Source organism: Pseudomonas sp. MF6767, from assembly GCF_016405475.1.
In the GTDB taxonomy this organism is placed as follows: Bacteria; Pseudomonadota; Gammaproteobacteria; order Pseudomonadales; family Pseudomonadaceae; genus Aquipseudomonas; species Aquipseudomonas paracarnis.
In genome coordinates this window covers 212,890-225,397 of record NZ_JAEKCY010000009.1, presented here as the reverse complement: position 1 = coordinate 225,397, position 12,508 = coordinate 212,890, and the positions used below count along the sequence as shown (strand labels likewise).

Annotated in this window: 10 protein-coding genes and 1 pseudogene; 5 read left to right on the top strand and 6 right to left on the bottom strand. The window is 57.9% G+C overall.

Annotation, left to right across the window (positions count from 1 at the left end):
- The 3 genes from JFT58_RS16760 to JFT58_RS16750 all read right to left on the bottom strand — a co-directional run.
- Window positions 1–1,855, bottom strand: a 1,855-nt coding sequence (locus JFT58_RS16760; RefSeq protein WP_373458824.1) for a DUF6531 domain-containing protein, incomplete at its 3' end; no start/stop codon positions are given.
- 222 nt (window positions 1,856–2,077) lie between these two features.
- Window positions 2,078–3,547 carry a methyl-accepting chemotaxis protein gene (locus tag JFT58_RS16755; protein WP_054897913.1) on the bottom strand — a complete coding sequence of 490 codons (1,470 nt, stop codon included), beginning with the start codon at window positions 3,545–3,547 and terminating at the stop codon, window positions 2,078–2,080.
- A 96-nt stretch (window positions 3,548–3,643) separates the two neighbouring features.
- Window positions 3,644–4,450: a TatD family hydrolase gene (locus JFT58_RS16750; RefSeq protein WP_054897912.1), complete on the bottom strand. Its 807-nt coding sequence runs from the start codon at window positions 4,448–4,450 to the stop codon at window positions 3,644–3,646.
- Window positions 4,451–4,686: 236 nt separating this feature from the next.
- Between JFT58_RS16750 and JFT58_RS16745 the strand changes: the two genes are divergently transcribed.
- The 3 genes from JFT58_RS16745 (at window position 4,687) to JFT58_RS16735 (ending at window position 7,215) form a co-directional block, all read left to right on the top strand.
- Window positions 4,687–6,108, top strand: coding sequence for a transglycosylase SLT domain-containing protein (locus tag JFT58_RS16745; RefSeq protein ID WP_034126720.1), 1,422 nt, complete (start codon window positions 4,687–4,689; stop codon window positions 6,106–6,108).
- A gap of 104 nt (window positions 6,109–6,212) precedes the next feature.
- Entirely contained in the window at window positions 6,213–6,647 is a 435-nt protein-coding gene (locus tag JFT58_RS16740) for a DoxX family protein (RefSeq protein WP_054897910.1), read from the top strand.
- A 259-nt stretch (window positions 6,648–6,906) separates the two neighbouring features.
- Entirely contained in the window at window positions 6,907–7,215 is a 309-nt protein-coding gene (locus JFT58_RS16735; protein WP_034126721.1) for a hypothetical protein, read from the top strand.
- On the opposite strand, the gene JFT58_RS16730 is transcribed toward JFT58_RS16735, so the two are convergent.
- From JFT58_RS16730 to JFT58_RS16720, 3 genes and pseudogenes are all read right to left on the bottom strand, one after another.
- Window positions 7,202–8,962 (bottom strand): Gldg family protein, encoded by a 1,761-nt coding sequence (locus JFT58_RS16730; RefSeq protein ID WP_054897909.1) that lies wholly within the window; start codon window positions 8,960–8,962, stop codon window positions 7,202–7,204. The two genes, JFT58_RS16735 and JFT58_RS16730, sit on opposite strands and share 14 nt — an antisense overlap.
- Before the next feature lie 16 nt (window positions 8,963–8,978).
- Window positions 8,979–9,704, bottom strand: a complete 726-nt coding sequence (locus tag JFT58_RS16725; RefSeq protein ID WP_054897908.1) for an ABC transporter permease — start codon at window positions 9,702–9,704, stop codon at window positions 8,979–8,981.
- Window positions 9,701–10,627: pseudogene (locus JFT58_RS16720) on the bottom strand (ABC transporter ATP-binding protein). Before JFT58_RS16720 ends, JFT58_RS16725 begins: the two are co-directional and overlap by 4 nt.
- Window positions 10,628–10,867: 240 nt before the next feature.
- Between JFT58_RS16720 and JFT58_RS16710 the strand changes: the two are divergent.
- Together JFT58_RS16710 and greB are read left to right on the top strand one after the other, a co-directional pair.
- Window positions 10,868–11,902 carry a hypothetical protein gene (locus JFT58_RS16710; RefSeq protein WP_198834416.1) on the top strand — a complete coding sequence of 345 codons (1,035 nt, stop codon included), beginning with the start codon at window positions 10,868–10,870 and terminating at the stop codon, window positions 11,900–11,902.
- A 126-nt stretch (window positions 11,903–12,028) separates the two neighbouring features.
- Entirely contained in the window at window positions 12,029–12,508 is a 480-nt protein-coding gene (gene greB, locus JFT58_RS16705; protein ID WP_054897905.1) for a transcription elongation factor GreB, read from the top strand.

Sequence of the window (12,508 nt, the reverse complement as noted above, 5' to 3'; positions counted from 1 at the left end):
CACCGACGGCATTGGTCGCACACACCAGTCGGCCAGCTTCGTCATAGGCGTAGGAAACGATGTTCTGCTCGGTTTCCCAAACGTAGGGCTCACGCCCTTTGGCGCGATGCACCTGGTAGTCCACCGCCACGATGCGATCCCGCTCATAACGCAACAGCAACGAGCGCCCCGCGCCGTTATCCAGCCGCTCAATCCGCCCTGAACGATCCCGGCAAAGGCGCAGCCGGTTGTCATACGCATCGCTGATGGTTGTCAGCACACCGTCGCGGAAGTGGTAGAAACGCGACGCCTGGGCCAGCACCAGTTCATCAGGCGCCGAACCCAAGTAGATCGCCGCTTCGGCCAGGCTGTTAGTAATCGCCGGTCGAGCTGAAGTCGGCAAGGGCAGGGTGGTCGAGCGGTTCTCATGATCGGTCCACACCACCGAATCGCCCGACACCGCAAGCCGATGGGCCAGCCCATGACTCCAACCAAACCCCAACCCACAATCCACATCCCCCGCACTGGTGCGATACAGCCGCGTCCACGCAAACGGCAAAATCCCATCCAGCGCGCCGTCGGTGAGTGTCAGCAATTCCTCGCCGGTGACCATCGACACCGGGCAGCCGTGAGTGACTGTTTTATCCGCTGGCGCCGCCGCATCGCCCTTCGGATTCGACGCCACAGCTGGCACATCATCGACAGGCTCCTGACGGACCAACGTCGTGCGCTGGGTCTTGCCACGCACCATTGGCACCGGGTTCGAAACCAGCGTGTCGCCCGCCTTCAACGGCACAGCCGGCACTGCCTTGACCGGCGTCGCCGCACTGCTCAGCAACACCGGCTTGGCGGCCTCGACATGGGTTTCCAGCCGAGGCCCCGCCACCTGCTTGACCAGCAACTCCAATAACGCCCGCGCCCGCCCGGATTTGACGTGACTGAGCGTCTGCGCGCCCAGGCGCAGCTGGACCCCAATGCCTCGCGTGGCCCAGATCAGCAACAGATTGATCAAGACTTCGCCGGTGATTTCACCCAGCAGTTCGTACATATCGGGTGGCGGCAGCATGCGTACCCAGGCCACCAGCGCCGACAGGTAGATAAACAACAGCGGCTCATCACTGAGTACCAGCAACCCCTTGGCCAGCGTGTCTCTGCCCAGTTTGAGCAGCGCGTTCAGCTCGGTCTGGGACAGGTATTTCAGCAACGTTTCGCTGTTGGTCTTGAGGTTGGCGAGCAGGTCGTACAGCTCGGTGATGTTGTCCCACAGGTTATAAAGCGCGTTGCCCAGCCCGGCAGCAAAGGCCACGCCCTGTAAGGCACTGCGCTTGTAAGCCGGCGCTTTGGCAAAGTCTGCCCATCGAGGCTTGAAGTGCTCGGCCCATGCCGTGCGCAAATCCGTTTCCAGCCCGGCGATCACAGACTCATAGGACGCATACAGCGCCTGGACGTGAACCTTGGAAACAGTGGGATAAAAGGTGATTTCGTACTGTTGGTCGCGGCTACAGTCGCTGACTTCAAGAATGCCGCTGGGGCCAATGGTCCGATGCAGTGGCGCGCCTACCGGGATGCCGTCCTGTGCAACGGCTTGCAGCCTCACGGGCGTGTTGCCGATAGGCACGAACTGCGTGCTTTCGAACAGATGCACCAGCGTCAGCCCACCCTGGGCTTTGCATTGAGCGACGGTGCGGCTGGGTTTGTCGGAAGAGATCGGCGCGACCAGTGCGACGTCTTCCCCAACCTTGAACACCTGCTCCACGCTAAGTGCCGAACCACTTAAAAAGCTGTCGGTCCACTTATCAAAGGTATTCAGGCAGGTGCGGAAGTCCGCGAATACGCGCTCAACCTTCGGCGCTTCGGGATCCATCGGCACCAGCATCAGGTTGGCCAGCACCGAGATCAAGAGACAGCCCCATTCATCAGGGCTCTAACGAACACCACCATCTGCATTCCCTCGCACTGTTTGATCAGGCGAGGGACTTTGCAGCGGTTGTCAGGTAAAAGAAGTCGGCGTTATGCGCGGAAATAGCGAGGAAACTTCGTCTTAACTTCAGGTAAACCGAGGCTTGGTCGTAGGAGTCGGATTACAGCTGGAACAGTCTTACAACTTCAACTGCCCAATCGCCTTGCTCAACTCCCCGGCCAACGTCGCCAGTTCATTGCTGGTAGTCGCCGATGCCACGGTTTGATGTACGGTGTTTTCGGTCACATCGCGAATGCTCACCACGGCGCGGTTCATCTCTTCGGCAACATGGCTTTGCTGCTCGGCGGCCACGGCGATCTGGGTGTTGCTTTCGCGCATCTGTGCCACGGCCCCGGTGATTTCAGCCAAGGCCACACCAGCTTCCTGAGCCTGCTGGACACAGTCATCGGCCTTGAATGAGCTTTCCTGCATAAAGTCCACGGCGTCGCGGGTACCGGCTTGCAGCGCCGAGACCATGCGCGTGATTTCGTCGGTGGAGCTTTGCACACGCTTGGCCAGGTTGCGCACTTCGTCGGCGACTACCGCGAAACCGCGACCCATTTCCCCGGCGCGGGCGGCTTCGATGGCGGCGTTGAGGGCAAGCAGGTTGGTCTGTTCGGCGATGCTGTGGATCACCCCGACCACGCCGTTGATTTTCTGGCTGTCTTCGGCCAGTTTCTGGATCATTTCGGCGGTCTGCTGTACCCCAGTGGACAGCCCGGCGATCGAACGCTGTACCCGGGTGACCACTGCCTGGCCGCTGCCTGCGAGGGTGTCGGCGGACTGCGACAAGTCACGGGTGGCGCCCGCGTGCTGGGCGATGTGGTAGACGGTGGCGGTCATTTCGTTGATGGCGGTGGCGGCCTGGTCGGTTTCGCTTTGCTGGCCCAGCATGCCGTGTTGCACCTCGTTCATGCTGCTGGCCAGGCGTGCGGCGCCGTCGTCCAGTTGCCGGGCGGTGCGTGCCACGGTATTGACCACGCGCTGGTAACCGGCTTGCATGGCGTTGAAGGCGCTGGCCATCTGGCCGACTTCATCCTTGCAGGCCAACGGCACCCGTGCCGACAGGTCACCAGTTTTTTCAACGTGCAGCATTACATCCTTGAGGGTGTTGAGCTGACTGAGCAGGAAGCGGATCAACAACTGCGAGGCGCCGAGCATGGCTAGCATCAGGACTGCCACGGCAACGGCGTAATTGGCGAAGCGTTCACTGAACACCTGGCTCAGGCTCGGCGCGTAGGCGAGGACAGCGACCTGCTGGCCGTCGGCCCGGCTGATCACCTCGGCGCCGATCAGCGGGTTTTCACCGAACAACGGCATAGGGTTGAGTTCAGTCCAGCCGTTGGCAGTGCTCAGGGCTGGCAGGTCCTGGGGGATCTGGCCTTTGGAAAATGCGAGCCATTGCTCACCAGTGGGCAAGGCTCTGTCGGCTGGCCAGGCGCTTAGCAAGCGTCCCTGAGCCTGGGCCGATGCCTGTGACGCCTGGCTACGCGCCTGTTGTTCCAGCTGTACCGCGTACAGCACCAGCAGCAGGGTGGTGATGAAGGCGACCGCGTTGACGGCCCAGAATTTGTATTTGAGCGAGATATTGCTAAGCCAGGCACCCATGGAAGGTTTTCTCTGATAGCGGAAACGGTATTGGCAAGGTGCCATTATTGTGCCGCTATTCAGAAAAGCGCTTTTGACATGGGTCAATGCGCCGCATTAGTCGATGGCAGGCAAGCCGAAAAAGCGGCGGGCGCAGGCGGTGCTGTGCAACGCCAGATCTTCCATCGTTTCGTTACGGTGCAGGGCCACTTCGCGCAGTACTTCGGGCAGGTATGCCGGCTCATTGCGACCATTCTTCGGCTTGGGGCGCAGGGTGCGTGGTAGCAGATAGGGCGCATCGCTTTCCAGCATCAGACGGCCTCGGGGAATATCCCTGACCAGTGAATGCAGGTGGGTGCCACGGCGTTCGTCGCAGATCCAACCCGTGATGCCAATGTGCAAATCCAGGTCCAGGTAGCTGAACAGTGCTGCCTGTTCGCCAGTGAAGCAGTGCACCACGGCGGCTGGCAGGTGGTCGCGGTAGTCCTTGAGGATCTCCAGCAGACGCTGGTTGGCATCGCGCTCATGGAGAAACACCGGCAGTTGCAGTTCGACGGCCAGGGCGAGGTGTTCTTCGAGGACTTTTTCCTGCTGGGGGCGAGGGGAGAAGTCCCGGTTGAAATCCAGCCCGCATTCACCCACGGCGCGCACTCGGCTGTCGCCCAGCAAGCTGCGCAGGCGTTGGGCGCTGTCGCTGTTCCAGTCGCTGGCAGAGTGAGGGTGAATACCGGCGGTGCTGAACAGGCGCTGGCCGCTTTCGTCGAGCTTTACACACAGTTGCAGGGCCTGTTCGCTGCCCTCGACGCTGGTGCCGGTGAGTACCAATTGCTGCACGCCAGCGGCGTAAGCGCGTTCGAGAACGGCCGTGTGCCTCTCGTCGAAACTGGGGTTGGTCAGGTTGACGCCAATATCAATGAGTTGCATGGTGCTATCTCCGCCTGCGGCCGGAAAGCATATCAGAGCTGTAGATTGATAAGAAAAACCAAGAACTACAACGCGTTAACGCTGTCTTTGAACGTCGCAAGCGACATTGTGGTGGGCCGATTGCTTACCACCGTGGCGCCGTTGCACGCCTTGCCAGCGCATAAAGCGCTCTGTTTCTGACCACCAGCACGTCGTTATTCGCGAAGGTGCTGGCCAGTTTTCTTTTCGGAGAGCGGATGATCCGACCCTCGGCGTTGCTTATGTTGTGCCTGACGTTGCTGCTGCCCATGGCGGCGGTCGCACGTCTGGATGGGCCGCTGCAAGTGGCCAAGCCCGGCAAGGTCCGCGACCTCGCGCAAATTCGCTCCAGCCGCACCCTGCGCGTATTGGTCAACCAGAGCCGCAACAGTTCCGGTGAAGTGCAGGGCCAGGCCATCGGTGTCGAATACCATCGGTTGCGTGCCTTCGAGCAGTACCTCAATGGCCATGCCCGTGATGGGCAGGCCATCAATCTCAAGATCATCCCCAAGGCCAAGGACCAGTTACTCGGCGCGCTGGCCCGTGGCGAGGGCGACCTGGTGGCGCCCGGTGAGTTGCTGGACGTGAAGGGCGTGCACAAGGTCAGCGCCAGCGACCCGATTGTCAGCGATGTGCCGTTGTGGCTGGTGGGCGTCAAGGGTGAACGACGCTTTACCAGGCTGGAGCAACTGTCAGGTCGCACGCTGACGCTGACCACGGGCAGTGCGGCGGCGGATGCCATCAGTCAGGTCAATCAAAAACTGGCTCTGCACAAGCGCCCCCCAGTGAAAGTCGAATGGGTTGACCCCAGCCTGGCGGTGGAAGACGTCCTGGAGATGGTGCAGGCCGGGATTTTTCACCTGACGATCGTGGAAAAACCCATTGCCCAACGCTGGTCGAAAATTCTGCCCAAGTTGCGCTTTGACAAGCAGGTGGTGATCAGCGAGCCGGGCGACGAGTTCTGGTTTGTGCGCCAGGATGCCTCGATGCTGCGCGCCAGCATTGATCGGTTTCTCAAGACCTATCACACGCCTTCCGACCAGGATGTGGCATTCCAGCGTATCTATCGACGCCTCTACCAGGTCCGTAACCCGTTGGCGCGGGCTGACCGCCAGCGCCTGGAAAAACTGCGCCCGGTCCTGCAAAAACATGCACGTGAGCAAGGTATGGACTGGCTGAACCTGGCGGCGTTGGCGTTCAAGGAGTCTTCCCTGGACCCAGGCGCACGCAACAGCGGCGGCCCTACCGGCCTGATGCAGATCACGCCGTCGGCGGCCCAACGGGTGGGGGTCAACAATATCGAGACGCTCGACAATAATGTGCAAGCGGGGGCACGTTACCTGGCGATGATCCGCCGCAAGTTTTTCGCCAGCCCCAAGCTCAATGAGCGTGAGCGCATGGCCTTTATGCTAGCGGCGTACAACATGGGGCCGGAGCGAGTACAGGGCATGCGCACCGAGGCCAAGCGCCGTGGGCTTAACCCCAATCAGTGGTTCTTCCAGGTTGAACGCATTGCCATGGAGCAGGTAGGGATGGGCGGCGTCAGCTATGTTAATAGCGTCAACAAGTATTATTTGGCGTTCGATCGGCAGCGGGAGTCCTTGGAGCCGCCCGCGGCTAAAATTGCATCGCGTAAATAATCGAATTTTTAGATGTCAATTAGGCAATATTTTGGCTTTTATCATTGTTTAAACTGATTAATATAGCGGCCAACCAACCCCTACCTGGAAAAGGATTTACCCCCATGAGCCCAATGATTACCCGTGTACTGTCCACTCGCGCCGGTTATGGCCTGACTATTCTGCGAATTTTCGTCGGCATCATCTTCGCTGCCCACGGTTCGCAAAAACTCTTCGGCTGGTTTGGCGGTGGTGGCCTGGCGGGCACCGCACAATGGATGGAAAGCATCGGCCTGGCGCCGGGCACGCTGATGGCGCTGCTGTCGGGCGGTACCGAGTTCTTCGCCGGCCTGGCCCTGATCATCGGTTTGTTGGTTCGCCCTGCCGCATTGGGCCTGACCTTCCTGACACTGGTGGCGATTTTCTCTGTACACATCCACAACGGGCTGTTCATGGCCAACAACGGTTATGAGTTCGCACTGGCGTTGCTCGGCGGCGCGTTGGCGGTGTTGTTGGAAGGTGCGGGCAAATTGTCTGTCGACCGTGCGATCGCTCACTGATCGTTTAGCAAGCTGTACAGAAGGCCCGCTGATGCGGGCCTTTTCGTTGCCCGGGATTCTTGACACTGCCCCACCGGCTTCTCTAGGATGCTGCTCATGCGCCGATTTAAACAGCTAATTGCGGGGCGCCACTGGGACTCAATGCAGCCCGACAGAAGCACGCTTGCTCACGCAGGGCGTTCTTCGAAATACCGCTAAAGCGCTGGTTCGGTGTTGCCTCTCACCTGCCCGCAGACTTTTGAGGCAGAGACACGACACGATGAATGCACTACGCCCTCTCATACGCCTGGCCCCGATCACCGCGGACCTGACCCAACGCAATCCGAAAATCCTCCTGGGCGGTAAGCACCAGCCGACGCTGCTGCGTTATCTGGACGGCTGGCCACGCCGTTCCGGTCGACCTTCGGCGTTCCTGATCCAGTTTGTTGAAGACGGCGATTCCCTGGCCCGTTTTGCCAGCGATAGTTTCGACCTTGCAGTGATCCAGGCACCGAATGCCAGCAACGCCGTTGAGGTGATCCATCAACTGACACGCATTGCCCGCCAAGGCCTGATTACCCGTCGCTGAGCGAGTGGTGATAGGCCGCCAACGTAAATGTTCGACGCCGGCGCTGGTATAGGAAAAGTACCCAGGCAATCAGGCACAGCAGCAGCGGTATTGTGGCGACCATCAGCCATTGCAGATATCGTTCGAAACGCAGCAGCGGGGCGTATGCCTGGGTCTTGAGCGCCTGCAACTCGATGGGCAATTGCAGGCGCTCTTTGTTGAGTGCCTGCAACTGGGTAGTGGTATCCACCGCTTGAGTCATGAGGCTGGTGTGGGGTGGGTTCAACCTGCGCCATGCTTGTTCTGTCTGCTCAAGTCGTCGCTCCATCGCAGTCGCACTTTTGCGATAAGCCTGTGCGGCTTCGTCGCGCATGTGTTCTAGCCTGTGCAGTGGTTGGCGCATCACACGGGATTGAATATTTCTGAGTGCCTCGGGCGCCGCCAGATTATCCAACGTGTTCAATACAAACTGCGCGTTGCCGTTGGGTAGGGCGTTGTTGAGCGTGTCCGCGAGCAAGTCGGTGTCGGCCACGATCACCATCTGGATCTGTTCTGCCCTCTGCAGCCCGGGCGGCTGGCCCTCCAGGCCGTCGGGAAACGCTGAATAAGCGGGCCCGTCAAGGCGGGCGGCGATGACATGACGCTGCCCTGAAGTCGCTGATTCATCTATGAGTGAATCGAACGTAGTAGCGGAAGCAAAGCGTTCTGCGTCCACCAATGCCGATTGGCGTGAGCTCAGCAGAAGCGGGGTCAACAGCGAGCGGCTTTTGGGGGCCAAGGAGAGCGCGCCGCTGCTCGATACGATGACCGAATGCAGTCCCCAGGTGCTGATATCCGTCCTGGTCATTGCCTGCCTTGGCAGATGTAGCCTGGCCGGGTGCAGTACCGCGGGCATTCCGGTGCCGGGCGTTGCTGATGAGGCATAAAGATTATCGACCAGCAACTTGTCCGCAGGCATCTGGATGCCCCATGCGGTCAGCAGCGAATCCAGCCTGGCGTTTGTCGATACGGCGTCGGCGCCTATCTCGCTCACCGGGTCGATGAACATCATCAGCTTGCCGCCTTTGAGTACCCATTGCTCAAGGGCATATAGGGCTCGACCAGATAGAGCGTGTGGCTGTACAACCATCAGTGTGTTCATGGAGGGCGGTACTTGGGTGATGTTCGCTGCCAACTCCACCACATTGAATTGCTCGCGCATCAACTCCAGTAACCCGCCGGCCGATTTGTCCAAGGGCAGTCCCGACAGTAGGCCAACAGTGGGGCGATCAGGGTGCATCAACTTATAGATCAGGTGGCTGATTTCATACTCGAGCAATGATTCATGCTCAGGGCTGAACGCTTGGATGCGTTGGGCGCCCTGGCCGGCACGGGTACCGATAAGGCCAAGGAATCCTTGTGTGTCATCAAGGCCAAACAAGCTGGCTTTATAGGCGTCCTCAGAGAACGGGGTGGGGTTGATAATATGTAAGTTGATCATGCCGTTGGCAGCTTTTTCGAATTCCTTGAGCAAGTCTTCCACGCGCCGGCCATAACGTTTCAATACCGGTTTTTTTTGCGGTGCGTTGAGGGTGTTGAAGAAATATAAGTCCAGTTGGCTTTCAAGTGAAACGAGTAATTGCCGCGCCGATGGCGATAGGGTGTGGGTGGTTTCTTGGGAAAAGTCCCAACGGACAGTTGGCAGTTTGGGTACCCAGACTAGATTGAATGCCAGAAACAGTAGTGATATGACGATCAATGTCATACCCGCGCGAAAAGCGGATCCCATCAGTGGCGTTCCTATGTCAGCTGTTTCTGTAGTTGAGTGTGAGGGTGGTCGCAAACAGAAAAGCCAAGATCATGCTTATGAAGTACAGGCAGTCATGCAATGTCAACTTGCCGTTATCCATCGCGCTGAAGCGGGAAATCGGATCAAGGGATATCAAACTGTCGATAATCCATATGGGGGTCTGCTGTTCCAGTGCATCCAACATGGAAGATATCCCACTGGCGGCCAGCAACAAGCACAGCGTCAAGAGGGAAATCATAACGCGTTGGTTCGTCAGCACACAGGCAAAGCAACCTACAGAGAGATAGCTTCCCGCCAACAACCAACTGGCGAAGAACTGTGATGCGATAACGGTATTGTCGGGGGTGCCAAGATAATTGACAGCCATCACCCAAGGGAAATTAAGCATCAAAGCGAGGCCACAGACGATCCATGCCGCCATAAACTTTCCAACCACTCGCTGCGTCGGAGTGACGGGTAAGGATTTCAATGTGTCGCAAAAGCCGGTATTGGATTCGTCGGACCATAACTGCGTCGATAAAATCGGTACCAGTAGCAGATAGAGCCATGGATGCAGTTCGAAGAAAGCCTGCAAATCGCTGCTGTTTTGCTCCAGCCAGTGACGGCTGTGCAACCCCATCGTCGCACCCAGCACGAGAAAAACCGCCACACTCAGATAAGTGCTCGGTGACGAGGCAAAGCTGGCGAGTTGTCGTTTGAAAATGATGGCTAGCAGTCTCAAGGATTTACCTCATGGCTCAGATGGTGAACGACATCGTTCAGGCGACCCGGCTCCAGATTCATTGACGTTATGTTCCAGCCACGGTGGGTAATGAGCGCGTTGATTGAAGGGAAGATGGAGTGCCCGGGCATGGCCAGAACAGTCACCTTGCCGGGGGCATGCCGGTCTTCTTCGATGCCTGCGACGCCAGGTAATACGGCAAGCGCCAGCAAATCCAGCGGGGTGTCCGCCGCCAGGGTCACCGCTTGGAAATGCCGGGAGCTGCGTTGCAGATCCGGCAGTGAAGCGTCGGCCACCAGGCGGCCGTCGGCGATGACTAAGGCACGGGTGCAGGTATCCGCTAACTCTTGGTAACGGCGGGAGGCGATGATGATCGTCATTTCCTCGGTCAGGGATTGGATGAGTGCCCTGAACTTGAGCCGTTGATCAGGACATAGTCCCTCCGTAGGCTCATCCAGCAGAAGCAGGCTTGGGGAGTGCAGGAGTGCCTGGGCCATTGCGACTCTGCGCTTCAAGCCAAGTGGAAGCACATCGATCGGGCAGTTGAGCACGGGCAGCAGTTCCAGTCGCGTGACTACTTGCTCGACTCGACTGCGCTTTTCAACACCGCTCAAACCGCGAATAGCGGCAATAAAATTGAGCATATGCCTGACGGACATCCTGTGATGATTGAGGCCGTCCTGGAGTTGATAGCCAACGACTTTTTTGGCTTAGAGTGAATGGGTCTGGGTACTGAAGCCTTGGATAGTGATTTGTCCTGAAGTAGGTTTGATTGCCCCGGCAATCAAACTCAGCAGTGCTGTTTTTCCTGCACCACTCTCTCCCAGCAGGGCCACACACTCCTGGCGCTGGGCGCAGAAGGAGAGGTTGGTGATAACGCTTTTTTTGCCCAGCTGTTTTGTCAAGTTGCTTATCTCGATCATATTTTTACCGAATAAGTTTTGCAGGGCGTGTGAGAGGTGCCGGCCGTATGGGAGAGAGCTTTAAAAAGGGTACGTTCAATAAAGTGGCTTGGGAACGCGAGGCGTAACTAATAAGAAGAATCCTACGTTCGGCTCGATAATTCGCTGAAACAATTGTTTTGTTTGGAAGACTTATTAAAGCTCGGATGTTTATCTGGTGTTTATATAAGGTTTTTTCTTTTGTAATGAGGCCTGATTGCCATGATGCTTCTACGTACTCTTGTTCTTGAACGTAACGACGAAGACGCGCCCGTTAACGGCGCGTTGCTGTGTGGGTTCGCTGTCACGCAAACCGGGTCCAACTTTCTCGTGTATAGCCTGGATGAGGAGACCGAACCCGGTCACTCCCGGGTCTATATCGCGGTATTACGTAAAAAGCTCGAACGCTATTTTCTGGGGGGGGTTGATTCAAAAGAGGACCTGCAATCAGCGATGCAGGTCTTCAAGCAGATCCTGATGATGGCGGCCGCGTCAGGTTCGAAGGCAAGCTCGATTGGCGACGCTGAGGTTCCCTTTCACTTTATTGACTTGAAGGGCTGCCGGCTGCCGCCTGCCAGGCCCGAGGATCATCACTCGGTGATCATCAAGAAGGCATTGGTCATGAAGGTGATCACCTTGGGTATGTCTGCGCCGGCGTTGCCTGCGATCGAAAGCAGCGCAGTGATCGTGCCGTCCATTCGCTTTTCGTCGCAAATGGTTGCGCCTCCCCGAAATCCGCGCGCACCCACGGCTGTGCCGCAGCCTGTGGATGAAGACACCTTTGAAGAGCCGGCGCAGTCGCTGGCCGCGATACCGCAGTTGCAGGTCAAGACCAGTGCGCCGCCTGTCCCGGATGAACAAAATGACAGTCAGTTTGAGCCAAACAACCTGCGGCTGGAGCCACCCGAGCCCGACCACTTGGACCCGCCTGCCCACCTGGAACATACCTCTTTGCTTGAAATGGACAGCGCGCTGAGCAATCTGGCCAAGGTCGCCCAAGAGTTGACGCAAAAAAAATGCGCCGTCCTCGAGAAAGAACAAATGCTTGAACAGTGGCAGGCGTCCCTGCAACAGCAGCAGAGCCAACTGGATGAAAAAGGCCGTGAACTTGAGCAGCGCCATACCTATTTGCAGAAGCAGGGGTTCAGTCAGAAAGCCGAAAAGCTGACAATGATGATGTTGCAGTTGTCCGGCATGCGCCAGCGCATGCAGGGCATGCTGCTTGAGTTGGATCAAGTCCTGGAGGGCCATGGGTGAGGTTACAGGGGGCGCCGGCCTGGATACTTTCCAGGGTTCATTTATCATCAGTCCCAGCCAGCCGCTGCCTGGGCATGATGCCCTGGCGTATCGGCATCATTAGACATTGCCTGGGGATGTGAGCGTTTGAGTACCAAGCTGATTACCAAAGAGGGTCATGAAGCGCTGAAAAAAGAGCTGGATTACCTATGGCGTGAAAAACGTCCGGATACCACGCGCAAAGTGACCTGGGCAGCCTCCCTGGGAGATCGCAGTGAAAACGCCGATTACCAGTACAACAAGAAGCTGCTGCGCGAGATCGACCGACGGGTGCGTTACCTGCGCAAACGCCTGGAAGACATGCGGGTGGTGGAGTACATGCCCGAGCAGGAGGGCAAGGTGTTTTTCGGCGCATGGGTCGAAATCGAAAACGAACAGGGCGAGGCCAAGCGTTTTCGCATCGTGGGTTATGACGAGATCTACGACCGTATGGATTACATCTCCATCGACTCACCCATGGCACGGGCCCTGCTGCGCAAGGAGGTGGATGACGAGGCAGTCGTACAGACCCCAGGCGGAGAGGTGTGCTGGTGGATCACCAAGATCGAATATGTAAAGCCGGCCTGA

Coding starts and splice junctions, on each gene's coding strand:
- JFT58_RS16755 (WP_054897913.1), bottom strand. CDS start 3,547: ATGGGTGCCTGGCTTAGCAATATCTCGCTCAAATACAAATTCTGGGCC.
- JFT58_RS16750 (WP_054897912.1), bottom strand. CDS start 4,450: ATGCAACTCATTGATATTGGCGTCAACCTGACCAACCCCAGTTTCGAC.
- JFT58_RS16745 (WP_034126720.1), top strand. CDS start 4,687: ATGATCCGACCCTCGGCGTTGCTTATGTTGTGCCTGACGTTGCTGCTG.
- JFT58_RS16740 (WP_054897910.1), top strand. CDS start 6,213: ATGAGCCCAATGATTACCCGTGTACTGTCCACTCGCGCCGGTTATGGC.
- JFT58_RS16735 (WP_034126721.1), top strand. CDS start 6,907: ATGAATGCACTACGCCCTCTCATACGCCTGGCCCCGATCACCGCGGAC.
- JFT58_RS16730 (WP_054897909.1), bottom strand. CDS start 8,962: ATGGGATCCGCTTTTCGCGCGGGTATGACATTGATCGTCATATCACTA.
- JFT58_RS16710 (WP_198834416.1), top strand. CDS start 10,868: ATGATGCTTCTACGTACTCTTGTTCTTGAACGTAACGACGAAGACGCG.